This window comes from Stenotrophomonas sp. SMYL8 (genome assembly GCF_036320065.1).
Classification (GTDB): domain Bacteria; phylum Pseudomonadota; class Gammaproteobacteria; order Xanthomonadales; family Xanthomonadaceae; genus Stenotrophomonas; species Stenotrophomonas maltophilia_A.
In genome coordinates this window covers 26015-51876 of sequence record NZ_JAWIRR010000007.1, presented here as the reverse complement: position 1 = coordinate 51876, position 25862 = coordinate 26015, and the positions used below count along the sequence as shown (strand labels likewise).

At 66.7% G+C, this 25862-nt stretch carries 27 protein-coding genes and 2 tRNA genes; 18 read left to right on the top strand and 11 right to left on the bottom strand.

The features are described 5' to 3' along the window. Nucleotides 1–3: 3 nt before the first annotated feature. From V3B25_RS08230 to V3B25_RS08220, 3 genes are all read right to left on the bottom strand, one after another. Nucleotides 4–1110 (bottom strand): polysaccharide biosynthesis/export family protein, encoded by a 1107-nt coding sequence (locus V3B25_RS08230; RefSeq protein WP_329810449.1) that lies wholly within the window; start codon nucleotides 1108–1110, stop codon nucleotides 4–6. An 89-nt stretch (nucleotides 1111–1199) separates the two neighbouring features. Next, nucleotides 1200–1496: a hypothetical protein gene (locus V3B25_RS08225; protein WP_329810448.1), complete on the bottom strand. Its 297-nt coding sequence runs from the start codon at nucleotides 1494–1496 to the stop codon at nucleotides 1200–1202. A 110-nt stretch (nucleotides 1497–1606) separates the two neighbouring features. After that, a complete protein-coding gene (locus tag V3B25_RS08220) occupies nucleotides 1607–2197 on the bottom strand; it encodes a phosphatase PAP2 family protein (RefSeq protein ID WP_329810447.1) in 591 nt (196 codons plus the stop codon). A 111-nt stretch (nucleotides 2198–2308) separates the two neighbouring features. Here V3B25_RS08220 and V3B25_RS08215 point away from each other — a divergent pair. After that, nucleotides 2309–2385: transfer RNA gene (locus V3B25_RS08215), tRNA-Arg, on the top strand. Nucleotides 2386–3122: 737 nt separating this feature from the next. After that, nucleotides 3123–3216 (top strand) — tRNA-OTHER (locus tag V3B25_RS08210). A gap of 35 nt (nucleotides 3217–3251) precedes the next feature. Here the strand turns inward: V3B25_RS08210 and V3B25_RS08205 are convergent. Beyond that, the gene (locus V3B25_RS08205; RefSeq protein ID WP_329810446.1) at nucleotides 3252–4142 is read right to left on the bottom strand and encodes a dihydrodipicolinate synthase family protein; all 891 of its coding nucleotides are present in this window, start codon (nucleotides 4140–4142) and stop codon (nucleotides 3252–3254) included. A gap of 117 nt (nucleotides 4143–4259) precedes the next feature. Between V3B25_RS08205 and V3B25_RS08200 the strand changes: the two genes are divergently transcribed. Continuing rightward, on the top strand, nucleotides 4260–4724 hold the full coding sequence (locus tag V3B25_RS08200; protein WP_204303171.1) for a GNAT family N-acetyltransferase: 465 nt from the start codon (nucleotides 4260–4262) through the stop codon (nucleotides 4722–4724). A 7-nt stretch (nucleotides 4725–4731) separates the two neighbouring features. On the opposite strand, the gene V3B25_RS08195 is transcribed toward V3B25_RS08200, so the two are convergent. Continuing rightward, nucleotides 4732–5289, bottom strand: a complete 558-nt coding sequence (locus V3B25_RS08195) for a GNAT family N-acetyltransferase (protein ID WP_329810445.1) — start codon at nucleotides 5287–5289, stop codon at nucleotides 4732–4734. A 144-nt stretch (nucleotides 5290–5433) separates the two neighbouring features. On the opposite strand from V3B25_RS08195, the gene V3B25_RS08190 reads away from it, so the two are divergent. Continuing rightward, nucleotides 5434–6327 carry a helix-turn-helix domain-containing protein gene (locus V3B25_RS08190; protein ID WP_329810444.1) on the top strand — a complete coding sequence of 298 codons (894 nt, stop codon included), beginning with the start codon at nucleotides 5434–5436 and terminating at the stop codon, nucleotides 6325–6327. On the opposite strand, the gene V3B25_RS08185 is transcribed toward V3B25_RS08190, so the two are convergent. Further along, nucleotides 6275–7105: a universal stress protein gene (locus V3B25_RS08185; RefSeq protein WP_329810443.1), complete on the bottom strand. Its 831-nt coding sequence runs from the start codon at nucleotides 7103–7105 to the stop codon at nucleotides 6275–6277. The genes V3B25_RS08190 and V3B25_RS08185 overlap by 53 nt on opposite strands. Nucleotides 7106–7276: 171 nt before the next feature. Between V3B25_RS08185 and V3B25_RS08180 the strand changes: the two genes are divergently transcribed. Beyond that, nucleotides 7277–7843 (top strand): transcriptional regulator, encoded by a 567-nt coding sequence (locus V3B25_RS08180; RefSeq protein ID WP_071228897.1) that lies wholly within the window; start codon nucleotides 7277–7279, stop codon nucleotides 7841–7843. A gap of 31 nt (nucleotides 7844–7874) precedes the next feature. Here the strand turns inward: V3B25_RS08180 and V3B25_RS08175 are convergent, their stop codons facing one another. Both V3B25_RS08175 and V3B25_RS08170 read right to left on the bottom strand, forming a co-directional pair. Continuing rightward, nucleotides 7875–8234 carry a response regulator gene (locus tag V3B25_RS08175; RefSeq protein ID WP_010482617.1) on the bottom strand — a complete coding sequence of 120 codons (360 nt, stop codon included), beginning with the start codon at nucleotides 8232–8234 and terminating at the stop codon, nucleotides 7875–7877. After that, nucleotides 8224–9387 (bottom strand): PAS domain S-box protein, encoded by a 1164-nt coding sequence (locus V3B25_RS08170; RefSeq protein ID WP_049421339.1) that lies wholly within the window; start codon nucleotides 9385–9387, stop codon nucleotides 8224–8226. The genes V3B25_RS08175 and V3B25_RS08170 overlap by 11 nt, the downstream gene beginning before the upstream one ends. 151 nt (nucleotides 9388–9538) lie before the next feature. Here V3B25_RS08170 and V3B25_RS08165 point away from each other — a divergent pair, with 151 nt between their 5' ends. The 5 genes from V3B25_RS08165 (at nucleotide 9539) to V3B25_RS08145 (ending at nucleotide 15678) form a co-directional block, all read left to right on the top strand. Beyond that, the gene (locus V3B25_RS08165) at nucleotides 9539–12640 is read left to right on the top strand and encodes a response regulator (RefSeq protein WP_329810442.1); all 3102 of its coding nucleotides are present in this window, start codon (nucleotides 9539–9541) and stop codon (nucleotides 12638–12640) included. Beyond that, complete coding sequence (locus tag V3B25_RS08160) at nucleotides 12637–13461, top strand: CheR family methyltransferase (protein ID WP_032127427.1); 825 nt, start codon at nucleotides 12637–12639, stop codon at nucleotides 13459–13461. Before V3B25_RS08165 ends, V3B25_RS08160 begins: the two co-directional genes overlap by 4 nt. After that, a complete protein-coding gene (locus V3B25_RS08155) occupies nucleotides 13461–14036 on the top strand; it encodes a chemotaxis protein CheB (RefSeq protein WP_049421341.1) in 576 nt (191 codons plus the stop codon). Before V3B25_RS08160 ends, V3B25_RS08155 begins: the two co-directional genes overlap by 1 nt. Next, nucleotides 14033–15166: a hybrid sensor histidine kinase/response regulator gene (locus V3B25_RS08150; protein WP_032127426.1), complete on the top strand. Its 1134-nt coding sequence runs from the start codon at nucleotides 14033–14035 to the stop codon at nucleotides 15164–15166. Before V3B25_RS08155 ends, V3B25_RS08150 begins: the two co-directional genes overlap by 4 nt. Before the next feature lie 83 nt (nucleotides 15167–15249). Then, entirely contained in the window at nucleotides 15250–15678 is a 429-nt protein-coding gene (locus tag V3B25_RS08145) for a BLUF domain-containing protein (RefSeq protein ID WP_032127425.1), read from the top strand. A 3-nt stretch (nucleotides 15679–15681) separates the two neighbouring features. Here V3B25_RS08145 and V3B25_RS08140 read toward each other — a convergent pair whose 3' ends face one another. Further along, complete coding sequence (locus tag V3B25_RS08140; RefSeq protein WP_049421343.1) at nucleotides 15682–16002, bottom strand: metalloregulator ArsR/SmtB family transcription factor; 321 nt, start codon at nucleotides 16000–16002, stop codon at nucleotides 15682–15684. A gap of 86 nt (nucleotides 16003–16088) precedes the next feature. Here V3B25_RS08140 and V3B25_RS08135 point away from each other — a divergent pair, with 86 nt between their 5' ends. The 3 genes from V3B25_RS08135 (at nucleotide 16089) to V3B25_RS08125 (ending at nucleotide 18056) form a co-directional block, all read left to right on the top strand. Further along, the gene (locus V3B25_RS08135; protein ID WP_329810441.1) at nucleotides 16089–16526 is read left to right on the top strand and encodes a YeeE/YedE thiosulfate transporter family protein; all 438 of its coding nucleotides are present in this window, start codon (nucleotides 16089–16091) and stop codon (nucleotides 16524–16526) included. Further along, nucleotides 16523–16936, top strand: a complete 414-nt coding sequence (locus tag V3B25_RS08130; RefSeq protein ID WP_329810440.1) for a DUF6691 family protein — start codon at nucleotides 16523–16525, stop codon at nucleotides 16934–16936. The genes V3B25_RS08135 and V3B25_RS08130 overlap by 4 nt, the downstream gene beginning before the upstream one ends. A 67-nt stretch (nucleotides 16937–17003) precedes the next feature. Then, entirely contained in the window at nucleotides 17004–18056 is a 1053-nt protein-coding gene (locus tag V3B25_RS08125; RefSeq protein WP_197615333.1) for a linear amide C-N hydrolase, read from the top strand. Here the strand turns inward: V3B25_RS08125 and V3B25_RS08120 are convergent. Then, nucleotides 18053–18832 (bottom strand): DUF6491 family protein, encoded by a 780-nt coding sequence (locus tag V3B25_RS08120; protein WP_329810439.1) that lies wholly within the window; start codon nucleotides 18830–18832, stop codon nucleotides 18053–18055. The two genes, V3B25_RS08125 and V3B25_RS08120, sit on opposite strands and share 4 nt — an antisense overlap. Nucleotides 18833–18913: 81 nt before the next feature. Here V3B25_RS08120 and V3B25_RS08115 point away from each other — a divergent pair, with 81 nt between their 5' ends. Together V3B25_RS08115 and V3B25_RS08110 are read left to right on the top strand one after the other, a co-directional pair. Further along, nucleotides 18914–19612, top strand: a complete 699-nt coding sequence (locus V3B25_RS08115) for an AraC family transcriptional regulator (RefSeq protein ID WP_180836979.1) — start codon at nucleotides 18914–18916, stop codon at nucleotides 19610–19612. Between the two features lie 160 nt (nucleotides 19613–19772). Continuing rightward, the gene (locus V3B25_RS08110; RefSeq protein WP_180836981.1) at nucleotides 19773–20723 is read left to right on the top strand and encodes a DMT family transporter; all 951 of its coding nucleotides are present in this window, start codon (nucleotides 19773–19775) and stop codon (nucleotides 20721–20723) included. A gap of 9 nt (nucleotides 20724–20732) precedes the next feature. Here V3B25_RS08110 and V3B25_RS08105 read toward each other — a convergent pair whose 3' ends face one another. Beyond that, nucleotides 20733–21056 carry a hypothetical protein gene (locus V3B25_RS08105; protein WP_329810438.1) on the bottom strand — a complete coding sequence of 108 codons (324 nt, stop codon included), beginning with the start codon at nucleotides 21054–21056 and terminating at the stop codon, nucleotides 20733–20735. 27 nt (nucleotides 21057–21083) lie between these two features. Here V3B25_RS08105 and thrA point away from each other — a divergent pair, with 27 nt between their 5' ends. The 3 genes from thrA to thrC are packed head-to-tail and all read left to right on the top strand — an operon-like array spanning nucleotide 21084 to nucleotide 25815. Then, nucleotides 21084–23588, top strand: a complete 2505-nt coding sequence (gene thrA / locus V3B25_RS08100) for a bifunctional aspartate kinase/homoserine dehydrogenase I (protein ID WP_201118980.1) — start codon at nucleotides 21084–21086, stop codon at nucleotides 23586–23588. After that, nucleotides 23585–24499 carry a homoserine kinase gene (locus tag V3B25_RS08095; RefSeq protein WP_201118982.1) on the top strand — a complete coding sequence of 305 codons (915 nt, stop codon included), beginning with the start codon at nucleotides 23585–23587 and terminating at the stop codon, nucleotides 24497–24499. The genes thrA and V3B25_RS08095 overlap by 4 nt, the downstream gene beginning before the upstream one ends. 29 nt (nucleotides 24500–24528) lie before the next feature. Further along, nucleotides 24529–25815 carry a threonine synthase gene (gene thrC, locus V3B25_RS08090; RefSeq protein WP_329810437.1) on the top strand — a complete coding sequence of 429 codons (1287 nt, stop codon included), beginning with the start codon at nucleotides 24529–24531 and terminating at the stop codon, nucleotides 25813–25815. The last annotated feature ends 47 nt before the right edge of the window (nucleotides 25816–25862 follow it).

Here is a 25862-nt window from a genome sequence, read left to right as displayed (position 1 = left end):
TCGTCAATTGTCCAGATCGTTGCGCGCGCTGGCTGCGTTGCTGATGATGGCGGTGAACGGCAGCAGCTGGTTCACGAAGCGGCTCCAGCGTGTCACGCCAGCTGCGCCCACGAACACGACGTCACCCGGCTGCAGGTTGAACTGGCTGGCAACGGCGAAAGCGGAGGGCGATTTGGCTTCCAGGTGGAACACCTGCGACGGCGTGTCCTGGAGGTCATTCGAGCCACGGATCACGTAGACCGCGTTGCCGTTCGAGGTGGTCTGCAGCAGACCGCGCGCGCGACCCAGCGCCTGGCTCAGTGAGATCCCGCCGGTCTTGAAGCTCATGGCGCCGGGCTGGTTCACTTCACCGACGACAAAGACTTCCTTGCGGTCGAGATACGGCACATACAGGTGATCGCCCGCTTTGAGGAAGACGTTCGTATCGCCGCCGCCATTGCGGCCCAGCTCGTCAAGATCAATGGTGAAGGTGGTGCCGTCGCGGGTGAGGCGGACGCCGGATAGGTCGGCCTGTGCCGGGTCGAGGCCTGCCTGGCTGATGGCATCACCGAGGGTGAGCGGAGTGACCGTCAGCGGCACCGTGGCCGGCTGGCGCGAGGCGCCGGTGACCCACACGCGCTGGCTGGCATAGGTCAGCATCGAGACATCCACCTGCGGCGCTTCGATGTAGCGGGCCAGTCGGGTAGTGATCTCTTCACGCAGCTCGGCCGGTGTCTTGCCGGCGGCAGTGACCTTGCCGATGTAGGGGTAGAACAGCGTGCCGTCGGACTGCACCAGGCGGCCGGCGGCACTGAGTTGCTGCTGCGGGCCTGCCGGGACGGTCAGTTCGGGGTGGTCCCAGACCGTGATGTAGAGGATGTCGCCGGCACCGATCTGATAGGGCCCGGGCTGGTACTGCATCAACGAAGTCGGAAGCCCGGGGGCGCTCTTTGCGCCGCGCTCCATGGCGATGAGCTTGGGCGTGATCGGAATCAACTCGATCTGATCGTTGCCAATCTGCTGGCTGCTACCCATCAGGGAATTCGAGCGCATGTGCTGGCCGGGGGCCCACATGCAGCCTGACATGGTGAGGGTGAACGCCATGGCGGCGACGAGACGCTTGCAGTCCATCGTTAATCATTCCTGGCCCGAACGGGCATGAAAAAGCCCTCGCCGAACTGCCGCCCGGCGAGGGCGTGGGTACTACAACGGCGTTTCGATCAGCGGGTGCCGGTCGTACCGGTTGAGCCGGTGGTGCCGCCCGGCGGATTGGTGGTGCCGCCGTTGTTGTTGCCGGCATCGTCGCTGCTGCTGTCTGCGGCGACGCTGTAGACCACGGCTGCGGCTGCAACGCCGAGGCCGATGGATGCAGCGGTGGTCAGGGTGCCAGAGGCAGCTGCGCCGGCAGTTTCGGCGCTTGCGACTTCAGCGCTGGTTTCGGCGGCTGCAGGTGCTTCCTGAGCGAACACCGGGGAGGACAGACCCAGCAGGGCCAGAGCGGCAATCATCTTCTTCATCTACGGGGTCTCCTACTCCGTGAGGGAAATTTTTCCACAGCTATGTTGGCTGCTACTCATTCGCTCTGTCAAGGTACGTGAAGGAAATGAGGGGTTCGCCTTCGCGGATCTCAGGAGTGCTGGAAAATCTCAGTCCTTCCGGAGATGAATTTTGCCAGTGCGATGACAAGTTGATGGGTCTGGATATCAGGTAGCGTGAGGGGCAGGAGCATTCCGGCGAGTACGGCGGCTGCGGCGGTCACGGGACTCGCGCGTCTGGAAGGTGCTGCGCCGCGCAGCGCCCATACGCAGCAGCCCAGACCGAGCCCCAGCCCGGCGATGACTTCAGAGAGGCTGTGCGCGTGCAGGGGGATGCGAGACCAGGCAATGGCCACCGCCAACAACACCCCGCTCATCAGGCCGGCCACCCGGGCGCGTCTTTCGGGTCCCGCCAGCAGCACCCCGACCATTGGATACACGGCGCTGGACATCGCCGCGTGCCCGGAGAAACCGGTGAAGTGCAGGCTCTTGATGCCGATACCCCAGCCCATGAAGGCCAGCTTGGATGCAAGCGTCACACAGGCGGCCACTGCGATGGCGCTGAGCCATCGCGCTTTCAGGCTCGTTTCGCTGCGGGGCAAGGTGAGCAGCAGCACCAGCGCCATTGGTAGAAGCCAACGGCTGTCACCGAGGGCGGAAAGGAACGACCAGACAATCTGCATCGATGGGGCGGGCGGGAGCTGGGAACGTCAGCTTAGGGGTGTTTGCCTGTCCACAGCCTTTCGATGGCTTGGTCCATTCAGCCAGACGCGGTATCCTTCCTCGCTGCCAATGGCCCCGTAGCTCAGCTGGATAGAGCGTCCCCCTCCTAAGGGGAAGGTCGCCCGTTCGAATCGGGCCGGGGTCACCATATATCAATGGCTTGTGGCATTTGACCGGCTTGCTGAATGTCTTGACGCGCCATTTGCTCGGCCGAGGCGGCAAGCCTCCATCGCGCGGCCCCGGTGGCAGGTGCGGCCGAATGGTGCCGGAGTTCTACTCCGTCGGCGTCATCCTCTCTGGGGAGGCTTGAGCTGCGGTCATTTGTCCCGCCTGTTCTCACGAAGGGCGAGGAATGCGGCAATTGCGCTTGCAGCGACGCCCAGCAAGAAGCCGAGGACCATTCCGTCGAACCAACCCAAGCTCGCCACGTTGCCCCCATGCAAAGATTGATGCGCGAATAGCGCTCTGCTGCTTGTGTTGTACTGCGAAGGGGAAAGGTATGGTCCCGGGCTTTCGCGGGCCTTACAGAGCGCAATTCGCGTCTTGGTGTCGCCAATCCCAAGCGATCTGCACCAGCAGATTCCAGCTGTTGTTCTGCGGCGCGGTCACCGCGCGGCTGAGGTGGCAGGCCTCCATCATGTAGCCAGAAGGCACCGCGGCGAGCGCGTAATCAGCGCCGCGTCGGCACCCGGTCAGGACGATTCAGGCATAGCGTTGTTGCGTTCGCATGATCTTCGACCGCCGGCCCGACCTGCCGCCGTCCCGTGAGCAGCAGCAACCGGTTCGGCAATTGGCCGGCGTCAGGGCCAGCATCCCGACAAAGGCTGTGACCTTCGCGAGGTTCAGGAGTCGGAGCTACTGTGAGCTGACGCCACATTGAGTGACGGCCTCGATGTAGTGAGCCTGTCGACGCTTCAGGAGCCTGGAAATTCCCGCCTTAATGGGAAGGTCGCCCGTTCGAATCGGGCCGGGGTCACCATCCGCCACTGCTGCAAGGCAGCCGCTGGCGGGGGGCTACAACAACCCCAACCCACCCAGCACCGCCGCCACTTCCTCGCGCTCGCCACCACGCAGCCCCTGCAACGGCAACGGCAGGCAGTCCTCGCCGCACAACCCCAGCAGGGCCGCCGCGCAGGCCATGACGCGAATCCCGCCAAAGCGGTCATACAGCGACCACAACGGCGCCAGTCGTACGGACTGGGCAATCGCACCCTTCTCATCGCCGTTTCCCACGGCCCGCACGATCTGCAGTGCAACCTCTGGGAACAGCCCTGCTGTCACCGAGTACCAGCCATCACATCCCGCCAGCAGACCACGCACCGCCGAGGCGTCGCCACTGACGCCCAGCGTCACATGCGAAGGGACGCTGGCGCGCAATGCCGCGACACGTGTGGCAGCCTCAACCGGATCATCAGCAAGGCGCGGAATCTTGATCGAAGCGATGTTGGGCAGCGCGGCAATCCGGCCATGCAGTGCATCGGTGAAGCGGAAGTGCGTGGTGCCCGGGTTGTCGTAGACGCAGATCGGCGTGCGCACCGCCGCACAAACCGTCTCAAACTGCGCCTGCACCTCATGGTCCTTCAGGGGCTGGTAGGACACGGGCGCGAGCAGCAGGCCCGCTACACCGGCATCTTCGGCATCCAGGGCCAGCTCCAGCACATCCCGGGTGCGTAATGCACCGATGCCGGCGATGACCGGTACGCCTCCGGCGTGTGCCAGGGCTTCGCGCAACACGCGCTTGCGTTCATGCGTCTGCAGATAGGCATAGCTGCCGGTGGAACCAAGGACGCCCATCGAATCAACACCGGAATCGACCAGGCGCTCGACCAGGCCGGTAAACGCGCGAAAGTCGATACCTGCTTCAGAGAGTGGGGTCAGTGGAAACGCGCTGAGGCCTTTGAACATGGAATCTCCCGAGAGGGGAATGGGCTGGACGCCTGGCATTGTTTATTGTCCTATGACAAAACTCAAGTGCCGTCCTGCAGCGTGTCTGCCCAGTGCAAATGGCGCACCATGAGCGTCATGGAACCGAACCTTTACGCTGTCCAGCCTTCGCACTACGCCAGCATCGCCGGCTGGCTTGATTCCGCCGCGGCCACCCAGCGCTGGGCGGGCCCCGGCGTGCCGTTTCCCTTGCCGCCGGAACGGTTCGCGCAGGTGCTCGAGCTCGAGGCGCGGCCGGGCTGGGCGCTGCTGGACGAGCAGGGCCAGTGCCTGGGCTTTGGCCAGTACTGGATGACCGACGCCGGCACCGCGCACCTGGGCCGCATCATTGTTTCCCCGCTGGCACGCGGGCGCGGCCTTGGCCGGCTGCTCATGCAGGCCTTGAGTGCACAGGCCATGCGCGAAGCCGGTGTGCAGCGCCTCACGTTGCGCGTCTATCGTGACAACGCAGCTGCCGTGGCCCTGTATCGCGACCTCGGTTTCCAGCAGGTTGATGCGTCCTCGACGCCGGAACTTCTGTTCATGCAGCGCACGTCGGCCTGAACTTCGCTCATGCTGGCAAGGTGGCCTGCAGGGCAAACCATTGCTCGCGGGTAATGCGGCTGATGTGCTCGGTGCGGTAGTCGCCGAGGAAGCTGTTGAACTTGTTGATTTCGGTGTGGTGATGCTGGAAGCCGCATTTGCTCTGCGCGGCCAGCGATTGCAGGTTGTCAGCGAAGTAGCCGCACCACAGTGCGTCCAGCTCCAGGTCCATGAAGGCGTGCCGCATCACTTCGCGGACCGCTTCGGGCACCAGTCCGCGGCCCCAGTACGGAACGCCGATCCAGTAGGCGATTTCGCCCTCTCGATCGCTGATCTCGAAGTTGCTGTCGGTGCCGATCAGGATGCCGACACAGCCGATCGCGTGGCCGTCCTCGCGGCTCTGCAGTGCGTAGACCTCTGGCCGGTTGAAGACAGTGCGGATGATTTCGGTACTTTCCTCGACGCTGGTGTGCACCGGCCAGCCAGCGATCGGCCCCACCCGCGGGTCGCGGGCGTACTCGTACAGATCAGCAGCGTCGGTGTCGCGCCAGGGGCGAAGAATCAAGCGTTCGGTGTACAGCTGCATGGCAGTTCCAGAAGCAGAAAGGACGTTCAGACTAGGCCCCGGAGCATCGCGGGCACAGGGCGGGACCTTGATGATTTCGGTACTTTTCGCAACATGGCGCGAAGGCCCGCTATGCTGTGTCCCGGAATCCAGCAGGAACGGCCCATGGACCGCATACCCCAGCTTCTGGATCAGGACGAATCCACGCGCCTGGAGGTCAGCACGCTGGCCGAAGGGCAGGGCATACCACTGTCATTCGGGCATGCCTACCTGGCGGTGCTGGTGTGCGTGTCCGGACGAGCGCGCTTCGCACTGAACTTCCGCGAGGTGGCGGTGCAACGGCACGATGTGCTGGTGCTGGCCGAGGACACGCTGGCGTTGCTGCGGCAACGCTCACGCGGCTTCGTGGTGATGGCCTGCCTGATGCCGAAGGCGCTGGCGTCGGAGGTGGCCTATGTGCTGCCCAATGCGCTGTTCCAGTTCCTGCACGAACAGCCGCACTGCCGGCCGTCACCGCTGGATGTGCCGTTGCTGCAGGGATGGCTGCAGCTGATGATGGACGCGCAGCACAACGGCGGACGGCATCGTCACGTGATGCTACGCAATCTGCTGCAGAGCTTCTTCCTGAAGATGGCCATGTTGCTGCCGAAGCAGAAGAGGGTGCCCACGCAGGTCAGCCGGCGCGAGCGCTTGGCCTGGAACTTCTGGGAACTGGTCGGTGAGCGCAGCACGCGCCAGCGCGACGTGCAGTCCTATGCCGACGCGCTGTGCATCACCCCGTTCTATCTTTCGCAGCTGACCCGCGAGTGCTTCGACGAAACGCCAAAGGCGTTGATTGATCGCCAGGTGGTGCTGGAAATCAAGGCGCTGCTGACCTACAGCGAATTGCCGATCGGTCGTATCGCCGAGCGCCTGTGCTTCGAGGATGCATCCTACCTGTGCCGCTACTTCCGGCGGCACACCGGGCAGTCGCTGACCGGCTATCGCCGGGCAGGGCAGGGCGGTACTAGTGCGACACGAACAAGGGCGCCGGTACTTCGGCCAGCAGATCCTCGGTGACCCCGCCGAGCACACGCTCGACCACCCGGCTGCGGCTGTAGGGGCCCAGCACCAGCAGGTCGGCGTCGGCATCGAGCACGTGCTGGCGGATGGTCGCGGCAACGCCGCCCTGGCTTGAGCTGATCGCCTGGATCTCTACTTCGACGCCGTGCCGCGCCAGGTGCTGGGCCATCTCGGCGCCAGGTGTGGCCTCGGCCTTGGGCGTGTCGACCATCAGCAGGTGCACCGCTTTTGCACGTGCGAGCAACGGCAGCGCATCGGCTACCGCACGGCGTGCCTGCTTGCTGGCATTCCAGGCCACCACGATGCGATGGCCGACCTGGTCGCCATGCCAATGCGGTGGCACCAGCAGCATCGGCACGCCGGTCTGGCGCAGCGTTCCTAGCGGGTGCCAGCCAGAAGGGGCGCCGGGAGTACGCGGATAGCCGGCGATGATCAGGTCGCAGTACAGCGACTGCAGGGCCAGGTCGGCGCCGCCCAGATAGTCCGAGACGATGCGCAGTTCGGTGCTGATCTGCAGCGGCTCGGACACGGCACGCAGGTTCTGCATCAGCAGCGCGGTGCAGGCGGCATCCGCGCGCGCCTCGTGGTCGAGTGCGGCGGCGATGCCGGCACCGCGCGCAAAGCCGTTGGCGATGTCGGTGGGATGCTGGGCGGTGGAGACCGCGACCAGATGGGCCTGCTGTGCCTGCGCCAGATGGGCGGCGATGTTGAGAACGCGGTCCCCGGTGTCGCTGGCGTCGAACAACACAGCGAGATCGCGTAGTGGATGCAGCATGGCGTTGTCTCCTTCGATGCCTGTGACGCGTTCCCTGCCGTGCACCGACCCGGGTGCACCGGACGCATCCCTGTTTTAGCGCATCGGTGATCCGAATGAATCATCTGTGATTCAGTTTATTAATTGGTGATTCATGCTAGCGTGAGGGCGAACCCACACCTCAGCGCTTTCATGCGACCTGCTGCAGCACGCACCCGCCGCGACCTGCCCCACGCGCTGGCGGCCACCCTGGTCAGCCATCCACGCTGCACCCTCAGCGAACTCGCGCGCGGGGCCGGTATCAGCCGCGCGACCCTGTACCGGTTTGCGCCCACCCGGGAGGCGATCGACGAGGCACTGTTCGCGGCCGGCTTCGAGCGCGTGGAAGCGGCGGCGGTCTGGTTCGATGAGGGCGGTGATGCGCGCCACGTGCTGGAGCAGGTCACCGCCACGCTGCTGGCGGACTGGGAGCTGGTAACGCTGCTGTTCGCGCGGATGATGGAAGAGCAGCAGCGCCAGGGTGACCTGCATCTGCTGCCGGAGCGCTGGGCGCCGATCGGCGAGCGCTTCGAGGCCTTCTTCCTGCGTGGTCAGGCGGCCGGAGAGTTCAACGTTGGTTTCACCGCAGTGTGGCTCGCGGACTTCTACTGGACCTGCTTCTACGGCATCACCTGGTCACTGGCGCGCGGTCGGCTGGCGCCGGCAGCGGCAGCCTCTACGCTGCTGGCTTCGTTCCAGCGGGGGGCGATGACGGGTTGACCGCAGGGCCCTGCTGCCGGGGCACCGTGCCTTACGCCTGCTTCAACAACTGCACCAACTGGCGCAGCCGATACGGCTTGGGCAGGAATTCCACCTGCTCCGGCAGGGGCGGCAGCTGCGAGCGCGCATAACCGGACGACAGGATCATCCGCGCCTGCGGCTGTTCGCGCGCCACATGCTCGCTCAGTTCGATGCCGGACATGCCGTTGGGCATGCTGACGTCACTGAACACCACGTCGAAACGCGCTTCGCCCTTCAGCAGGGCGGCGGCCTCATGCGCATCGGCGGTCGTGGCCACGTCGATGCCGAGGTCGCGCAGGGCCAGGCCGATCATTTCACGCAGATCGGTCTGGTCTTCCACCATCAACACGCGGATCGGGTCATCGGTCATCGGCAGGGTCCTCCATTGCGGGGAGCAGCAGGCTGACCGTGGTGCCGACACCGGGCGTGGTGGACACGTCGACGAAGCCGCCGCTCTGGGTAGTGAATCCGAACACCTGGCTCAGGCCCAGGCCGCTGCCTTTGCCGATGTCCTTGGTGGTGAAGAACGGCTCGGTCGCCCGTTCGGCGATGTCGGCCGCCATCCCGTGGCCCTCATCGCAGACGCTGAGGGTGACATAGCCACGTTGCAGCGTGGAGTCCGCATCCGGATCGAGGCGATGTTCCAGCGCAGTGCCGATCAGGATGCGGCCGCCTTCAAGGGTAGCATCCGCGGCATTGGCGACCAGATTGGCCAGCGCCGTCTGCAGCTGCAGCGCATCGGTGTTGATCGCAGGCAGGCCGGGCGCCAGCTGGGCATCCAGCACCACCGTGGGCGGGCAGGCGCGTTGCAGGTCCGGCAGCCACTGCCGTATCAGCGCATTGATATCCAGTGGTTCGCGGATCAGGGTCTGGCCGGTGCTGAAGGCCAGCAGCTGGCGGGTCAGCAGCGCACCACGATCGGTCGCAGTCTGCGCCGCATCAAGCAGCTCGGCGGCCCGTGCATCGTCACCGTTCACGCGTAGGGACAGCAGGTCCAGGGCGTTGCCGATGGTGGTCAACAGATTGTTGAACTCGTGCGACAGCCCGCGGCTGAGGCGGCCGACGGTCTCGAACTGTTGGGTATTGCGCAGCGCACGCTGGGCATCACGCAGCAGCCGCTGTGCCTGCCACTGCTCGGTGATGTCGCGGGTGATCTTGACGAAGCCGAGCAGCTCGCCTGCTTCGACGACCGGCTCGATGACCACGCTGGCACGGAAAGACGAGCCATCGCGGCGCACCCGCCAGCCTTCACTGGCGACGTGACCGTGCTGCGCTGCGAGGCGGAGCAGGCGTTGCGGTTCCCCTGCCTCGCGGTCGGCGGCCAGGTAGAAGCGACCAAAGTGGGTACCCACCACTTCATCGGCTGAGTAGCCCTTGATGCGCTCCGCACCCGGGTTCCAGCTGCAGACGATGCCATCAGGATCAAGCAGGTACAGCGCATGGTCGCGCACGCTGTCGATCAGCAGTCGCAGTTGGCGGGAAGGGTCCGTCAGTACGGACGTCGTAGAGGCGGCAGCGTCCACGTAAAAATAAGTGTTACCCCTGTGAGGGACGTGAAGCTAGGCATTCAAGTGTGAAGGAGGCGTGGAGGCGGGACACGTGCCATTTGTCCTGTGCGGCTGAATACGACACGGAGTACCATCACCCACCCTTTGTGTTCTGGAACCGACCTGCATGCGTCCTGGTGCGACTACGCGTGACCGCTGGATCTGGATGACCTCCGCCGTACTGCTGGCAGCGACCATTGCGTTGGAACTGGTGATTCCGCTGGGCTACGCCGTCTGGCTGGCGTACTTCCTCGCTGTCGGCGTCACGCTGTTCCAGCGCAGTGCACGCGCGCCGTTCATCGTGGCCGTCGTCGCCTGCATCCTGTTGATCATCGGCTACAACGTTGCCCCGGCCAGCTCCAACTCGGCGTTCTCGTTCGTCAACCGCAGCATTGGCGGGTGTGCGTTCCTGATGATCGCGCTGATCGTCTCCCGCGCCATCCAGGCGCGGCGCGAAGCGATGCGCGCGCTGTGGCTGCAGGAGGCCGAGAACGCGGTGGCGATGAGCCTGCGCGGTGACCTCGGTCCGGAGCAGATCGCCGAGGCGGCGGCAACCAGCCTGGGGGCCCAGCTGCAGGCCGACGTCGCCGCCGTCTACCGCCTGGAAGGCGGGCGACTGCAGCTGACGGGCGGCCTGGCGTTGCCGTCCGGTATGCCGGCGTCGCTGGCATTGCAGGAGGGCGTGGCCGGGCAGGTGGCGCGCGACGAACGCATCCGCCACCTGCATGGGGGAGATGATGCGGTGCTTGAGCTGCAGACCAGCCTGGGGCGGTTGCCGGTGCGCGAGCGCATCCTGGCGCCGATCAGCAGCGATGGTGCGGTGGTGGGCATCATTGAACTGGGACGCACCCGCGCCGGCGAACAGGATCGACTTGATGTCGAGCTGCTGGAGCGCTGTGCCGAGACCATCGGCATGGCGCTGCGTGCCTCGCTGTTGCGCGCGCAATTGGTGGTACTGCTGGAGGAATCCCAGCGTCAGGGCGAGGAACTGCAGGCCCAGCAGGAAGAGCTGCGCGTGGCCAATGAGGAACTGGAAGAGCAGAGCCGCAGCCTGCAGCACTCGCAGACCCATCTGGAAGAACAGCAGGCCGAGCTGGAACAGAGCAACGTCCAGCTGGAGGAGCGCACCCACGAGCTGGAAGCGCAGAAGCAGGCGCTGCTGGTCGCGCAGAGCCAGCTGGTGCGCAACAGCAACGAACTGGCCGCGACATCGCGCTACAAGTCCGAGTTCCTGGCCAACATGTCGCACGAGCTGCGCACGCCGCTGAACAGCTCGCTGATCCTGGCCAAGCTGCTGGCCGACAACAAGGACGGCACGCTCACCGAGGAACAGGTGAAGTATGCGCGTGCGATCCTGTCGTCCAACAACGATCTGCTGGCGCTGATCAACGACATCCTGGACCTGTCGCGCATCGAGGCCGGCCACGTCGAGCTGGCCGATGAAGTGGTGGTGACCGACAGCGTGCTGCAGCGCCTGCGCGAGACCTTCGAGCCGATGGCGCGGCAGAAGGGCCTGGCCCTGCAGATCGAGGCCGATGCGCTGGCGCCGAGCCAGCTGGTGGTCGACAGCCAGCGCCTGCAGCAGATCCTGAAGAACCTGCTGGCCAATGCGGTGAAGTTCACCGAGCATGGCAAGGTCAGCCTGCACGTGCGTGCGGGCGGTCAAGGACGCATCCGTTTCGAGGTCTGCGACAGCGGTATCGGCATTGCCCGCGAGCAGCTGCAGGTCATCTTCGAAGCCTTCCGCCAGGCCGATGGCAGCACCCGCCGCCGCTACGGTGGCACCGGCCTGGGCCTGTCGATCTCGCGCGATCTGGCCGAGCGCATGGGTGGCAGCATCCAGGTCGACAGTGAACCGGGTCGCGGCAGCTGCTTCATCCTGGAACTGCCGCTGCAGGGCGCGCCCGCGTCGAACGCCGCTGAGATTTCCGCCGCCCCCCTAGCGTCGCCAGTTGCGGCCGCTGCGCCGGCGATGCCGGTGCCTGCACCGGCTGCGGTGGCACCGACCACCACGGTGCCCAGCGTGGCCGATGACCGCGGCCGTCGCCAACGCGCCGGCCGCTTGATCCTGGCCGTCGAGGACGACGCCACCTTCGCCGAAGCGCTGGTGGCCCTGGCGCATGAACTGGACTTCGACTGCGTGGTGGCCGGGACCGCCGAAGAGGCACTGACCCTGGCCAGCGAACTGCGCCCCAACGGCATCCTGCTCGATATCGGCCTGCCGGACGTGTCCGGCCTGAGCGTGCTGGAGCGCCTGAAGCGCAACCCCGATACCCGGCATATCCCGGTGCACGTGGTTTCGGCGATGGACCGCAGCCAGGTGGCGCGCGAGCTGGGTGCGATTGGTTTCGCGATCAAGCCGACCACGCGCGAGCGGCTGGTGACGGCCATCGAACAGCTGGAACAGACCAGCCAGCGCGACGTGCGGCGCCTGCTGATCGTCGAGGACGACAGCGAGCTGCGCCACAACCTGGAACTGTTGCTGGGCCGTGATCAGCTCCAGATCGTTGCAGTGGGAACGCTGGCCGGCGCGCTGGAGCAACTCAGCACGGTCACCTTCGACTGCATGGTGATGGACCTGTCGCTGCCCGACGGCAGCGGCTACGACCTGCTCGAGCACATGGCCGGCAACGATGATGTCGGCTTCCCGCCGGTGATCGTCTATACCGGTCGCGCGCTCGGCCGCGAGGAAGAGCAGCGCCTGCGCCGCTATTCGAAGAGCATCATCATCAAGGGCGCGCGTTCGCCCGAACGCCTGCTGGATGAAGTCACCCTGTTCCTGCACAGCGTGGAAGCCAGCCTGCCCACCGACCAGCAGCGCCTGCTGCGCGAGGCCCGCCGTCGCGACACCGTGCTCGATGGCCGTACTGTTTTGCTGGCCGAGGATGACGTGCGCAACATCTTCGCGCTGTCCAGCGTGCTTGAGCCGCTGGGCGTGACGCTGGAGATCGCGCGTAACGGCCAGGAAGCGGTGGATCGCCTGGCTGAGCGCGAGGTCGACCTGGTGCTGATGGACATCATGATGCCGGAGAAGGACGGCCTGGCCGCGATGCGCGAGATCCGCGCGCAACGTCACCTGCAGGACCTGCCGATCATCGCGCTGACCGCCAAGGCCATGCCCGATGACCGCGAGCGGTGCCTGCAGGCCGGTGCCAACGACTACATCGCCAAGCCCATCGACGTCGACAAGCTGGTCTCGCTGTGCCGGGTCTGGTGCTCGCGGCAATGAACGAACAGGCGTTGTTCGACCTGGAACTGAAGGTCCTGCTGGAGGCGCTGTACCAGCGCTACCACTACGATTTCCGCAGCTATGCGGTGTCGTCGCTGCGCCGGCGCATGCGCCAGGCGATGCAGCGCTATGAGTGCGAACGGCTGGTCGACCTGCAGTACCGGCTGCTGCACGAGCCGGAGCTGTTTGCCCAGGCCATGCAGTTCTTCACCGTGCAGGTCTCGGAGATGTTCCGTGATCCCGCGTACTTCCGTGAACTGCGCGAGCAGGTGGTGCCGGTACTGCGCACCTATCCCTCGGTGAAGCTGTGGGTGGCCGGTTGCAGCACCGGTGAGGAGGTGTGGTCGCTGGCGATCCTGCTGCATGAGGAAGGCCTGCTTGATCGCAGCATCGTCTATGCCACCGACATCAATCCGGCCGCGTTGGCCACCGCCGAGGCGGGCGCCTATGGCATCGACCGGATGGCCCAGTTCAGCCGCAACTACCTGGCTGCCGGTGGCACGGCGTCGCTGTCCGACTATTACGCCACGGCCTACGACGGCGCAGTGTTCGACCGCCAGCTGCGCCGCAACGTGGTGTTCGCCGACCACAGCCTGGCCACCGATACCGTGTTCTCCGAAGTGCACCTGGTGTCGTGCCGCAACGTGCTGATCTATTTCAACCGCGACCTGCAGGACCGCGCGGTCGGCCTGTTCCGCGAAGCGCTGGTGCACCGGGGCTTCCTCGGTCTTGGCAGCAAGGAATCGCTGCAGTTCGGATGCCACCATGACGCCTTCGAGGTCTGTTCGCGCGAGCACCGCCTGTACCGGAAGGTGGCCTGATGGCGCTGCCGGCGCGTCCTGCCGTGCTGGTGATCGGCGCGTCTGCCGGTGGCGTGGCGGCCCTGCAGGCGGTACTCGGTGCGCTGCCGGCGACGCTGCAGGTGCCGGTACTGGCCGTGCTGCACCTGCCGCGTGACCGCACCAGCCGCATCGCCGAGGTGCTGGCGCCGTACTGCGCGCTGCCGGTGCGCGAAGCCGAAGACAAGCAGCCGCTGCGGCCGGGCACGGTGACGTTCGCGCCGCCGGATTACCACCTGCTGGTGGAGGACGAGGGGGCGGTGGCGTTGTCGGTGGATGCGCCGGTGCTGTTCTCCCGTCCGGCCATCGATCCGCTGTTCGACTCCGCTGCTGCGGTGTTCGGAGCGCAGGTATTGGCCCTGCTGCTGACCGGTGCCAGCAGTGATGGAAGCGAGGGTGTTGCCGCCGTGCGCCGTGCCGGTGGCCGTGCCTGGCTGCAATGCCCCGAGGAAGCCGAAGCGTCGATGATGCCGGCCTCCGCCCTGCAGTACGCCGGCGCCGATGCCGTGCTGCCCCTTGAACTGATGTGTCGTCGCCTGAAGGAGTTGTTTGCATGAACCTGCTGCCACCGGACCCTGCGCAGTCGCAGTCCCCGGTCAACCTGCTGATCGTCGATGACGTGCCGCAGAACCTGGTGGCCATGCAGGCGCTGCTGCAGCGCGAGGGCGTGAATCTGCTGCTGGCCGGTTCCGGCGCGCAGGCGCTTGAGCTGCTGCTCGAGCACGAGGTGGCACTGGCCCTGCTGGACGTGCACATGCCGGAGATCGATGGCTTCACCCTGGCCGAACTGATGCGCGGTTCGCATCGCAGCCGCGACGTGCCGATCATCTTCCTGACCGCCTCCCCGGATGATCCCCTGCGCGTGTTCAAGGGCTACGAGAGCGGTGCGGTCGATTTCCTGCACAAGCCGGTAGCGCCGCAGGTGATCCTGAGCAAGGTCAACGTCTTCATCGAGCTGTACCAGCAGCGGCAGCTGCTGAAGGCGCGCAACGAGGCGCTGGAACGCGCGCTCAAGCTCAACGAAACAATGGCGGCGGTGCTGACCCACGACCTGCGCACGCCGCTGTCGGCGATCCTGCTGTGCAGTGACAAGCTGGCGATGGAGATCCCGCAGGACAATGCGGGTGCGCAGCAGACCCTGCAGTACCTGGAGGCCAGCACCCTGCGCATGGCACGCATGGTCGAACAGCTGCTGGACTTCTCGCGGATCCGCAGCGGTGGCCTGCGCCTGCAGGCCAGTGCCTGCGATCTGGCCGACGTGACCCGCGCGGTGGTGGCCGAAGCCGGCAGCGCGCATGGCGCGGACCGGATCCATCTGGACATGCACGGCGATACGCGGCTGCAGGGCGATCTGGACCGTCTCGGCCAGGTTGCCGCCAATCTGGTCGGCAACGCGCTCACCCATGGCAGCGAGGCGAGGGTGGAGGTGGACGGGCGCGACCCGCGCAGCGTGCTGCTGCGGGTCAGCAATGCCGGCCGGATCGACGACGCGCTGCTGCCGCGGCTGTTCGAACCGTTCAAGGCCAGCTTCCACCAGAGCAAGGGCCTGGGGCTGGGCCTGTATATCGTCGATCAGTTCGTGCGCGCGCACGGAGGGCGCATCGCAGCGCGCAACGAGGCCGGGCAGGTGGTGTTCGAAGCCCTGCTGCCGAGACGCGCAGAAGGGCTGCCTGCAGCGGCAAACTGAATTCTTCAGGAAACATCCACGGGCACTGAGACGGACTCGTCCGCAACTGCTACCGTGGGTGTACATCTTGTCAAGGAAGCACCATGCCACTGCGTGCCATCGCCTATGTCAGCCAGGCGTTGCCGGATCTTTCCGCTGAACGGTTGCAGGCGCTGGTCGACGACGCCGCTCGCTTCAACAAGATGGCGGGCGTGACCGGTGTGCTGCTGCATGACGGCGGGCGATTCCTGCAGTACATCGAGGGGCCGCCGGACGGTATCGATTCGGTGTACGAGCGCATCCTGCAGGCCGGCAGCCATGTCGACATCATCGAGCTGGCGCGCGGCCGCCTGGGCCAGCGTCAGTTTCCGTACTGGTCGATGCGCGCGTTGCCGGTGGATGCAGCACTGCTGCGCCAGCTGTCGGCCAGCGACTGGTCGGGTTTCAGCCGGGCGCTGGAAGGTGATCGTTCGGCGCCGACCCCGGTGGATCTGCTCGACAACGTCGTGCAGCCCGCCCTGCACGCCGGCTGAGCGTCAACGCGAAGTGCCGCCGCAGTAGGCGGCATGCAGCGCCTGCAGCACGCCCAGTGCGGGCCCTTCAATCACGCGGTAGTGGATGGCCTGCGCTTCGCGACGCGTCGCGACGATATCCAGTTCGCGCAACACCGCCAGATGCTGTGACAGCGCCGATGCGCTGAGGCCGGTCAATGCCTGCAGTTCCGGCACTGGTGCCTCACCTTCGACCAGGCGGCACAGCACGCGCAGCCGCGCAGGATGGGCCAGGCTTTTGAGCAGGGCTGCAGCCTCGGCGGTGTGTTCGGCCATGGCGGCGCTGTCGAGCGGGGTGCGGGCCATGGTTGACCTTTTTGTTTAGAAGTGTCTAATTTAGAGAAATCTAAATCAAAGGGCAATCCCATGAGCGGCGTGAAAGAGGGCAGGGCATGAACCTGCCATGGACTGCGGTGGCTGGCGGAGCGCTGATCGGCGCCGCCGCGGTGTTGCTGCTCGCCACTGTCGGGCGCGTGGCGGGTATCAGCGGGATCGCTGCGGGCAGCCTGCGCGCAGCGGAAGGCGAGCGTGGCTGGCGCTGGGCATTCCTGCTGGGGCTGCTCGCAGCAGCGGGGCTGGTGCTGTGGTGGCAGGCGTTGCCCGAGGCCTCGCCACGCGTGCTGCTGAGCGATGCCTTGCCGGCCTGGCAGTTGATCGGCGCCGGCCTGCTGGTGGGCTTCGGCACGCGCCTGGGCAGTGGTTGTACCAGTGGTCATGGCGTCTGTGGCATGGCCCGCGGCTCGAAGCGCTCACTGCTGGCAGTACTGGTGTTCATGGCTTGCGCGATGCTGACCACGTTCCTGATCCGGCACGGCGGAGGCCTGGCATGAGTCGCGGGGTATGGGCCGCCGCTGTGTCGGGTGCGCTGTTTGGCGCTGGGCTGGCGCTTTCCGGGATGACCGACGCGCGTCGCGTGCTCGGCTTCCTCGATGTCGCCGGTGATTTTGATCCGACGTTGATGTGGGTGCTGGCCTCGGCGCTGCTGGTCAGTGCGGTCGGGCAGCGCTGGGTGCTGCGACGCGCGCAGCCGTGGTTCGCGCTGCGCTTCCAGCTACCCAATGCACGTGATGTCGATGCTCGCCTGCTGCTGGGCGCTGCACTGTTCGGTATCGGCTGGGGATGGGCTGGTTACTGCCCCGGACCGGCCATCGCCGGGCTGGCTGTCGCATCGCGTGAAGCACTGTGGTTCGTGCCTGCCATGGTGGTGGGCTTCTGGCTGCACGATCGCTTCGTGCGCTGAGGCTTCACCCCTGTGTCACCATGGATCGGGTCAGATCGACGAACCACGGGGAAAGGAGCGTAACGACATGGCACGGATGAAGTGGAAGGGAAAGGCAATGCTGGCCATGGCGCTGGCATCTGCGATCACGCCGGCACTGGCCTGCACGCGTGCGGTGTATCGGGGCGACAACGGCGATGTGATCACTGCGCGCTCGATGGACTGGAAGGTCGATGTGGCGACCAACCTCTACGTGTTGCCGCGTGGCATCGCACGCACCGGCCTGGCCGGTCCGAAATCGCTGGCCTGGACTGCGCGCTACGGCAGCGTGGTGGCCACCGGCTACGACGTGTCGACCACCGATGGCATGAACGAAAAGGGGCTGGTGGCCAACCTGCTGTGGCTGGTGGAATCGGAGTATCCGCAGCAGCGTGGCAACAAGCCGGGACTGGCGATCTCGCTGTGGGCGCAGTATGTGCTGGACAATTTCGCCACCGTGGACGAGGCGGTCGCGGCGCTCAAGCGTGAGCCGTACTCGATCGTCACCGACAAGGTGCCGGGCGAAGACCGCCAGGCGACGCTGCACCTGTCGCTGTCCGATGCCACCGGCGACAGCGCCATCGTCGAGTACATCGGCGGTCGCCAGGTGATTCACCATGACCGCCGCTATCAGGTGATGACCAACTCGCCGATCTTCGAGCAGCAGCTGGCCCTCAACAGTTACTGGCAGCAGATCGGCGGCACGGTGATGCTGCCGGGCACCAATCGCTCGTCCGACCGCTTCGCGCGTGCGTCGTTCTACATTAACGCCATTCCCAAGGCCGAAGACCCGGTGGAGGCGCTGGCCAGTGTGTTCAGCGTGATCCGCAACGCGTCGGTGCCGTATGGCATCACCACGCCGGGTGAGCCGAACATCTCATCCACGCGCTGGCGCACGGTGGCTGATCACAAGCGGCGGCTGTACTTCTTCGAGTCGGCGTTGACCCCGAACACCTTCTGGGTCGATCTGAACAAGGTCGATTTCGGCGGCCAGGTGCTCAAGCTCGATCTTGGCAAGGACCAGCGCAATACCTTTGCCGGCGATGCACTGGGCCAGTTCGTGCCCAGCGCACCGTTCACCTTCCTTGGCGTCGACGGTTAGTTCGATGCCTGGCTGGAGGCCGGGTAGACCGCCTGGATCGCGCAGCTGCCGCGGGTGTACTGCGGCAGTGGGGCGATGCTTTCACCGCGCAGATCGTCTGTCTCGAACTCGGCAGTCATGATCCGATCGCCGGGATTGCCACAGATCAGGCCGTTCTGCAGACCCGAGTGGAAGCTCAGCTGCGGCGCACGGTCGAGCTGGCGGCAGTGGCTGCCGAGTTCGACCCGGTAGTAGCGGTGGCCGCCATTGCGGCGCGGATTGGTCTCCACCAGCATGCCCTGCGGGTCGGACGACCACGCGCGGACGTTGCGGGTGGCAAAGCAGTACGACGGTGAGCCGCCGAAGCTGCGGCGGATTTCCCTGCGCTCGCGGATGGTCACGGCGGGCAGGGTAGCCGTGCGCAGGCGGTCGCTGTCGCGGGCGACGCTGGCGTAGTCGCGATCCTGCAGCGGGGTGACCGCACTGACGGCGCAGCGGCGGCCGTCGACCACGACGCGTTCGCTGGGACGACCACAGGCCCAGCCGGCAGGTACTTCCAGCTTAAGCGAGGTGGCACCGCGGACGCCGGGGCAATCCTCGCTGAAGTCGATGCGATAGGCTTGTCCGGAGGCGGCGCGCAGTGCGATCGAGCGCGGTGATGCCTGCTCCACTTCCTGCACGCCGACCGCGTCCATGCAGTGCGGGGCCGGGGGCGTACGCTCCTGTGCGGACGCCGAAGCTGCGAGCGCCAGGCCGAGACTGCTGGCGAGCACCAGTGACACCTGCCGATGGGTCATGTCCTGCACTCCCTGCGTTGGATGACGGATCGACTATAGCAGCGGTTTGCACGGCCGTTGCTACACGCGCACACTGCGCGGATGGGCGCCATCTTCCATCTGCGGCACTACGGCCAGGCCACCGGCTTGGACCGCCATGACTACGCGCAGTGGGTGCTGCCGCTGCAGGGCGAACTGCACTTCGAGATGGAAGGCCGCGGTGGTCGCCTCGACCTGCTGCAGGGGGTTTTCGTTGCGGCCGGCGAAGCGCATGACCAGATGGCCGATGGCCCGAACGGTTTCGTGATCGTCGATTGTCCTCCCGGCGTGCTTGATGACGGCACGCAGGAGCATCTGTGCCGGCAGCGCTGGCTGCACCTGCCGCATGCGCTGCGACAACGCCTGGCGGGCGTGCAGGACGGGCAGCCGATGCCGGCCCTGCTACCGCAGCTGCTGCAGGTATTTGCACCGGCCGGCAGTGGCGCGCGCATGCAGGGACTGTGTGCGGCAGTGCAGGCCGATCCGGGCCAGGCGTGGCCGGTGGCGCGCATGGCCGCGTCTGTCGGGGTCAGCGAGAGCCGGTTGCACGCGCTGTTCCAGCGTGAGTTCGGGCTCAGCCCCCAGGCATGGCTCAGTGCATGCCGGTTGCGTTGGGCCAAGCACCAGCTGCGCTCCAGCACGGCGCCGATCAGTGATATCGCGCTGGCCGCAGGCTATTCCGAGCAGAGTGCACTGACCCGCGCGCTGCGCCGTGAGTGTGGGCAGACCCCGGCCGCGTGGCGCAGGAACGCCGGACTGTAGCGTCGAGCCATGCTCGACGGCTTCTGCACCGACCACCTCGCGAACGGCAGTCGAGCATGGCTCGACGCTACAAAGGCGGGAGGGCAGTAGCCTCGGTCAAGAGCGCCCAGCGGCCAGCGCTTACACTGCGCGGCCTGTTCTCTCCCCCCGAAGAACCCGAATGCGCAACAACCCGATGGCCTTGGGCATCGCCAATGGCGTTGCCGCTGGCGCGCTGTGGGGCGTGGTCTTCCTCGCGCCCGCCGTGCTGCAGTCGTTCAATGCCCTGCAACTGTCGGCCGGCCGCTATCTGGTCTACGGTCTGATCGCCGTAGCCCTGCTGCTGCCGCGCTGGAAGCGGCTGGCACCACGGCTGGGCCGCGCCGAGTGGATCGGCCTGTTGTGGCTGAGCCTGGCCGGGAACCTGGTGTACTTCCTGCTGCTGGCGACGGCGGTGCAGTGGGCCGGCGGTGCGGCGGCGTCCTTGATCGTCGGCCTGATTCCGGTGGTGGTGACCCTGGTCGGTGTGCGCGAGCAGGGCGCGGTGCCGCTGAAGCAGCTGCTGCCGGCACTGGGCCTGTGCGTGCTGGGCGTGGCACTGGTTGGCTGGGAGGCACTGATGTCTGAGCACCTCGCGACACCGTGGCGGCAGCGCCTGATCGGCCTGCTGTGCGCGTTCGGCGCGCTGTTCTCGTGGGCGTTGTACTCGATCGGCAACAGCCGCTGGCTGGCGCGCCGACCGGATCTGTCCAGCCACGACTGGTCGCTGCTGACCGGTGTCACCACCGGCGGCCTGGCTCTACTGCTGGTGCCGATGGCCTTCATCGGCCACACCGGCGGGCACACGGCGGCGCAGTGGGGTGGTTTCTGGGCGATCAGCGCAGGTGTGGCGGTGGTCGCCTCGATCCTTGGCAATGCGTTCTGGAACCGTGCCAGCCGCCTGCTGCCGCTGACCCTGACCGGCCAGATGATCGTGTTCGAGACCCTGTTCGCGTTGCTCTACGCATTCGCCTGGCAGCAGCGCTGGCCCTCCCTGCTCGAAGCGCTGGCGATCGTGTTCCTGGTGGCCGGCGTGATGCTGTGCGCGCATGCGCATCGCACGCCCCGCGCGATCGCCGAACATGCCGGCTGAATGCGGCCGTCAAGCATGCTGATGGCCGCTTTGTCTCAGATGCAACCAAATGCCGGCACGTTGGCCGATGATCGCGGCAACGACTTTTTGCACCGCAGCACTTGACAGCGGCCCGGCGCACGGTGTTTTCTGTGCGTCATGGTTCTTGATGCCGCCCACGCCAGCCTGATCGCCCCCGCTACTGCGGGCCGTTCGACTGCGCCGGTCGCCACCACCACCATTACCACCACCACCACCGTCACCACTGCCCTGGTGCGGCCCGTCGTCTTCGTGTAACTCCCGAAAACCACGGCCCCGCACCATACAGGTGGCGGGGAAACTCGACACCTGCATGCGACGGGGCCTCCTACCGAGGTCTGCATGTCTTCCCACGCCCCCGTTCATCCCGTTGCCCCGGCCGATCTGGCTGCACCGTCCATCGTCGTGCACAAGTTCGGCGGCACCTCGGTGGCCGATGCCGAACGCTACCGCCATGTTGCCGGCCTGCTGCTGGCCCGCCCCGAATCGCTGCAGGTCACTGTCGTCTCGGCGATGAAGGGCGTCACCGACGCACTGATCGATCTGGCCCAGCTGGCAGCCAAGGGGGACGACGGCTGGCGCGAGGCCTGGCATGCGCTGCGCGCGCGCCATCGTGGCGCCGCTGTGGCGCTGCTGGGCGAGCAGGTGGGCGAGACCGTCGAATGGATCGACGCCCGCTTCGATCAACTGGCCGACGTGCTGGCGGCGTTGGCGGTGATCGGCGAGCTGCCACGCGAAGTACTCGACCGCGTGCAGGGCCTGGGCGAAGTGTTTTCCGCGCAGCTGCTCGGCACGCACCTGCAGGCGCTGGGCGCAGACTGTGCAGTGCTGGATGCGCGCGACGTACTGGTGGTGGGGCATGGCGAACTGGGCGTGGATGTCGACTGGGAAGCCAGTGCCGACCGCCTCGCCAAGTGGCGCCTGCAGCATCCGCAGCCACGCCTGGTCGCCACCGGCTTCGTCGCCCGTGACCGTCATGACCGCATCACCACGCTCGGCCGCAACGGCAGCGATTACTCCGGCGCGATCTTCGCCGCGCTGTTCAACGCCGATGAACTGCACATCTGGACCGATGTCGACGGCGTGCTGTCGGCCGACCCGCGGCTGGTGCCCGAGGCGGTGCAGCTGGAGTCGCTGAGCTACGACGAGGCCTGCGAGCTGGCTTATTTCGGCGCCAAGGTGGTGCACCCGCAGACGATGTCGCCGGCGATCCGCCTCGGCCTGCCGATCTTCATCCGCAATACCTTCCAGCCGGCGCATCCGGGGACGCGCATCAGCGCCGAGCGCTCGCCGCGCGGGCCGGTGAAGGGCCTGACCCTGAGCCCCGGCTTGGCCCTGCTGAACCTGGAAGGCACCGGGCTGATCGGTGTCCCTGGTACCGCCGAGCGTGTGTTTGCCGCCCTGCGTCAGGCGCAGGTGTCGGTGGTGATGATCTCGCAGGGTTCGTCGGAACATTCGATCTGCTGCGTGGTGCGTGCTGCTGAAGCCGGCCGTGGCCGCGAGGCACTGCTGCACGCGTTCGCGCATGAGCTGTCGGTGGGCCAGGTGCAACGCGTGCAGGTCAGTGAGGGCGTCAGCGTGCTGGCCGCGGTCGGTGACGGCATGGCCGGCCAGCCCGGTGTGGCCGCACGTCTTTTCGAGGCGCTGGGCCGTGCGCAGGTGAACATCCTGGCGATCGCGCAGGGCTCGTCCGAGCGCAACATTTCGGTGGCGGTGGACAGTGCCGATGCCACCCGCGCCTTGCGCGCTGCACATGCCGGCTTCTGGCTGTCGCCGCAGACCTTTGCGGTCGGAGTGATCGGGCCGGGCAACGTCGGTGCCGCACTGCTGGACCAGTTGCTTGCCGCACGCCCGCAGCTGCTGGCCAAGGCCAATGTGGATCTGCGCCTGCGCGCGCTGGCCTCGCGTTCGCGCATGCGCCTGGAAGTGGATGGCCTGCACGCCGACTGGCGGGAGGCCTTGCGCGAAGCGGGCGAGTCCAGCGATCTGGATCGTTTCACCGAACACCTGCTGGCCGCCCACCTGCCGCATGCGGTGGTGATCGACTGCAGTGGCAGTGCCGAGGTGGCCGAGCGTTATGAGGGCTGGCTGGCGGCCGGCATCCATGTGGTCACCCCCAACAAACAGGCCGGTGCCGGGCCGCTGCCGCGTTACCAGCGCATCCGTGCTGCAGCGGCGGCCAGTGGCGCGCGCTTCCGCTACGAGGCCACGGTCGGCGCGGGCCTGCCGGTGATCACCACGCTGCGCGATCTGGTCGATACCGGTGACGAGGTGCTGGCGATTGAAGGCATCTTCTCCGGCACGCTGGCCTGGCTGTTCAACCGCTTCGATGGCAGCCAGCCGTTCTCGCAGCTGGTCGCGCAGGCGCGGTCGATGGGCTACACCGAGCCGGACCCGCGCGATGATCTTTCGGGTGTGGATGTGGCGCGCAAGCTGGTGATCCTCGCCCGCGAAGCCGGCCACGCGCTCAGCCTGGAACAGGTACAGGTGGAAAGCCTGGTGCCGGCGCTGCTGCGCGAGGGCAGCGTGGATGAGTTCATGGCGCGGCTGGGCGAGTCCGACGCCAGCCTGCTGCAGCGCCTGCAGGATGCGCGGGCGCGGGGGGCGGTGCTGCGCTATGTGGCACGGCTGGGTGCCGACGGCGCCTCGGTCGGCCTGCAGGAACTGCCGGCCGATCATGCCTTCGCCAACCTGCGGCTGACCGACAACGTGGTCCAGTTCCGCACCCGTCGTTACTGTGACAATCCGCTGGTGGTGCAGGGGCCGGGCGCCGGCCCGGAAGTCACCGCGGCGGGTGTGTTTGCCGACCTGCTGCGGGTCGCGGCCGGTGAAGGAGCGCGCCTGTGATCGCACGTGCGTTCGCGCCTGCCTCGGTGGCCAACGTGGCGGTGGGCTTCGATATTCTCGGCCATGCCATTGCCGGCATTGGCGATACCGTGAGCGTGCGCCGCATCGATGAGCCGCTGGTGCGCATCGAGGCGATCCGCGGCAGCGCCATTGAGTTGCCGCTGGATGCGGCTGGAAACACTGCGGGTGCAGCGTTGATGTCGCTGCGCGCAGGGCTGGGCCTGGACTTCGGTTTCGCGGTGGAGATCGACAAGGGCATTCCGTTCGGTTCCGGCATGGGCGGTTCGGCAGCGTCGAGTGTCGCGGCGCTGGTCGCCGCCAACGCGCTGCTGGATGTGCCGCTGTCGCGCGAGGCGCTGTATCCGTTTGCGCTGGATGGCGAGGCGGTGGCCAGTGGTGGTCGCCACGGTGACAACGTGGGGCCGCTGCTGCTGGGGGGTCTTGCGCTGTGCACGGCCGATCGGCTGCTGCCGATTCCAGTGCCGGCTACCTGGCACAGCCTGCTGGTGCATCCGCACGCGGTGCTGGAAACGCGCCGCGCACGCCAGGCCCTGCAGGGCAGCTATGCGCTGGGCGAGTTCGTGGCGCAGAGCGCGAACCTCGCACTGGTGCTCAGTGGTTGCCATCGCAGCGATGCCGCACTGGTGCGCGCGGGACTGCGCGACGTGCTGGTCGAACCGCGACGGGCCGGATTGATTGCCGGCTTCGAAGCCGCACGTGATGCGGCGCTGTCGGCCAATGCAATGGGCGCGGGCATTTCCGGTGCCGGTCCCAGCGTGTTCGCCTGGTTCGAGGATGCCGACCAGGCGCGTACCGCCGCCACACCGGTGCAGGCCGCATTTGCAGCCGCAGGTTTCGACAGTGACGCCTGGGTGTCGCCGCTGGATGCACCGGGAGCCCGCTTGTGCTGAATCCTTCCCCTTTACTGGATACCGAACCCATGCAATTTGTTTCGACCCGCGGCCAGTCTCCGGCCGTTGGCCTCAGCGCGGCGATCGCCGCCGGATTGGCGCCTGATGGTGGGCTGTACGTTCCGCAGATGCTGCCGGCGCCACGCGAGCTGCAGGCCGGGGCGACCCTGGCCGATACCGCCGCCGATCTGCTGGCGCCGTTCTTTGCTGGTGACGCACTTGAGGCTGCGCTTCCGGCGATCTGTCGAGAGGCGTTCGACTTCCCGGTGCCGCTGCGCGCGCTCGGCGACGGTGATCACGTGCTGGAGCTGTTCCATGGGCCGACGGCGGCGTTCAAGGATATTGGCGCGCGCTTCCTGGCCGGTACGCTGTCGCGGCTGCAGGCCGGCAAGGGCCGCGACCTGACGATCGTCGTCGCCACGTCCGGCGATACCGGTGCTGCAGTGGCGGCGGCCTTCCATCGCCAGCCGGGCGTGCGCGTGGTGGTGCTGTACCCGGATGGCCGCGTATCTCCGCGCCAGGCGCACCAGCTCGGTTGTTTCGGCGACAACATCCAGGCCCTGCGTGTGGCGGGTGCGTTCGACGATTGCCAGGCGATGGTCAAGCAGGCGCTGGCTGACCGCGAACTGCAGGCGCAGGTGCCGTTGAGCTCGGCCAACAGCATCAGCCTGGGCCGCCTGCTGCCGCAGATGAGCTACTACGCGCATGCAGCGTTGACCCACTACGCCACGCATCGTCGCCGGCTCAATCTGGTGGTGCCAACCGGCAACCTGGGCAATGCGATGGCGGCGGTGCTGGCGCGCGCGCTGGGCGTGCCGATCGGGCAGATCGTGCTGGCCACCAATGCCAATGCCGTGCTGCCGGCGTACTTCAATGGTGGCGACTACCAGCCGCAGGCCAGTGTGGCCACGGTGGCCAATGCAATGGACGTGGGGGCGCCAAGCAACTTCGAGCGACTGCGCTGGCTCTACCACGGCGACGACGCGGAACTGCGTGCTGCGTTCCGTGCGTTCGCGGTGGATGACGTGACCATCCGCGCGACGATTGCGGCAGCGCATGCCGGCCGCGGCGAGCTGTTCTGCCCGCACACGGCGACGGCGGTGAAGGTGCTGCAGGATCTGCGGGCGCGTGGTGCCAAGGGCGACTGGGCGGTGGTGGCTACGGCGCACCCCGCGAAGTTCGAGGCCGTGGTCGAGCCGCTGATTGGCGAAGCGGTGGCGGTGCCGCCTGCGCTGGATGCGTTGCTGCAGCGGCCGGCGCACGCCGAGCCATTGGCGGCCGATTACGTGGCGTTGCGTGAGGTACTGCTGCGCTGAGCGGAGAGGGACGCGGTTGCCGGCCAGCGGCCGGCACTACCCGTGCT

Bases quoted from the DNA above. Each gene is read 5' to 3' on its own strand.
- V3B25_RS08230 (WP_329810449.1), bottom strand. From the start codon at position 1,110: ATGGACTGCAAGCGTCTCGTCGCCGCCATGGCGTTCACCCTCACCATG.
- V3B25_RS08225 (WP_329810448.1), bottom strand. From the start codon at position 1,496: ATGAAGAAGATGATTGCCGCTCTGGCCCTGCTGGGTCTGTCCTCCCCG.
- V3B25_RS08220 (WP_329810447.1), bottom strand. From the start codon at position 2,197: ATGCAGATTGTCTGGTCGTTCCTTTCCGCCCTCGGTGACAGCCGTTGG.
- V3B25_RS08205 (WP_329810446.1), bottom strand. From the start codon at position 4,142: ATGTTCAAAGGCCTCAGCGCGTTTCCACTGACCCCACTCTCTGAAGCA.
- V3B25_RS08200 (WP_204303171.1), top strand. From the start codon at position 4,260: ATGGAACCGAACCTTTACGCTGTCCAGCCTTCGCACTACGCCAGCATC.
- V3B25_RS08195 (WP_329810445.1), bottom strand. From the start codon at position 5,289: ATGCAGCTGTACACCGAACGCTTGATTCTTCGCCCCTGGCGCGACACC.
- V3B25_RS08190 (WP_329810444.1), top strand. From the start codon at position 5,434: ATGGACCGCATACCCCAGCTTCTGGATCAGGACGAATCCACGCGCCTG.
- V3B25_RS08185 (WP_329810443.1), bottom strand. From the start codon at position 7,105: ATGCTGCATCCACTACGCGATCTCGCTGTGTTGTTCGACGCCAGCGAC.
- V3B25_RS08180 (WP_071228897.1), top strand. From the start codon at position 7,277: ATGCGACCTGCTGCAGCACGCACCCGCCGCGACCTGCCCCACGCGCTG.
- V3B25_RS08175 (WP_010482617.1), bottom strand. From the start codon at position 8,234: ATGACCGATGACCCGATCCGCGTGTTGATGGTGGAAGACCAGACCGAT.
- V3B25_RS08165 (WP_329810442.1), top strand. From the start codon at position 9,539: ATGCGTCCTGGTGCGACTACGCGTGACCGCTGGATCTGGATGACCTCC.
- V3B25_RS08160 (WP_032127427.1), top strand. From the start codon at position 12,637: ATGAACGAACAGGCGTTGTTCGACCTGGAACTGAAGGTCCTGCTGGAG.
- V3B25_RS08155 (WP_049421341.1), top strand. From the start codon at position 13,461: ATGGCGCTGCCGGCGCGTCCTGCCGTGCTGGTGATCGGCGCGTCTGCC.
- V3B25_RS08150 (WP_032127426.1), top strand. From the start codon at position 14,033: ATGAACCTGCTGCCACCGGACCCTGCGCAGTCGCAGTCCCCGGTCAAC.
- V3B25_RS08145 (WP_032127425.1), top strand. From the start codon at position 15,250: ATGCCACTGCGTGCCATCGCCTATGTCAGCCAGGCGTTGCCGGATCTT.
- V3B25_RS08140 (WP_049421343.1), bottom strand. From the start codon at position 16,002: ATGGCCCGCACCCCGCTCGACAGCGCCGCCATGGCCGAACACACCGCC.
- V3B25_RS08135 (WP_329810441.1), top strand. From the start codon at position 16,089: ATGAACCTGCCATGGACTGCGGTGGCTGGCGGAGCGCTGATCGGCGCC.
- V3B25_RS08130 (WP_329810440.1), top strand. From the start codon at position 16,523: ATGAGTCGCGGGGTATGGGCCGCCGCTGTGTCGGGTGCGCTGTTTGGC.
- V3B25_RS08125 (WP_197615333.1), top strand. From the start codon at position 17,004: ATGGCACGGATGAAGTGGAAGGGAAAGGCAATGCTGGCCATGGCGCTG.
- V3B25_RS08120 (WP_329810439.1), bottom strand. From the start codon at position 18,832: ATGACCCATCGGCAGGTGTCACTGGTGCTCGCCAGCAGTCTCGGCCTG.
- V3B25_RS08115 (WP_180836979.1), top strand. From the start codon at position 18,914: ATGGGCGCCATCTTCCATCTGCGGCACTACGGCCAGGCCACCGGCTTG.
- V3B25_RS08110 (WP_180836981.1), top strand. From the start codon at position 19,773: ATGCGCAACAACCCGATGGCCTTGGGCATCGCCAATGGCGTTGCCGCT.
- V3B25_RS08105 (WP_329810438.1), bottom strand. From the start codon at position 21,056: ATGCAGGTGTCGAGTTTCCCCGCCACCTGTATGGTGCGGGGCCGTGGT.
- thrA (WP_201118980.1), top strand. From the start codon at position 21,084: ATGTCTTCCCACGCCCCCGTTCATCCCGTTGCCCCGGCCGATCTGGCT.
- thrC (WP_329810437.1), top strand. From the start codon at position 24,529: ATGCAATTTGTTTCGACCCGCGGCCAGTCTCCGGCCGTTGGCCTCAGC.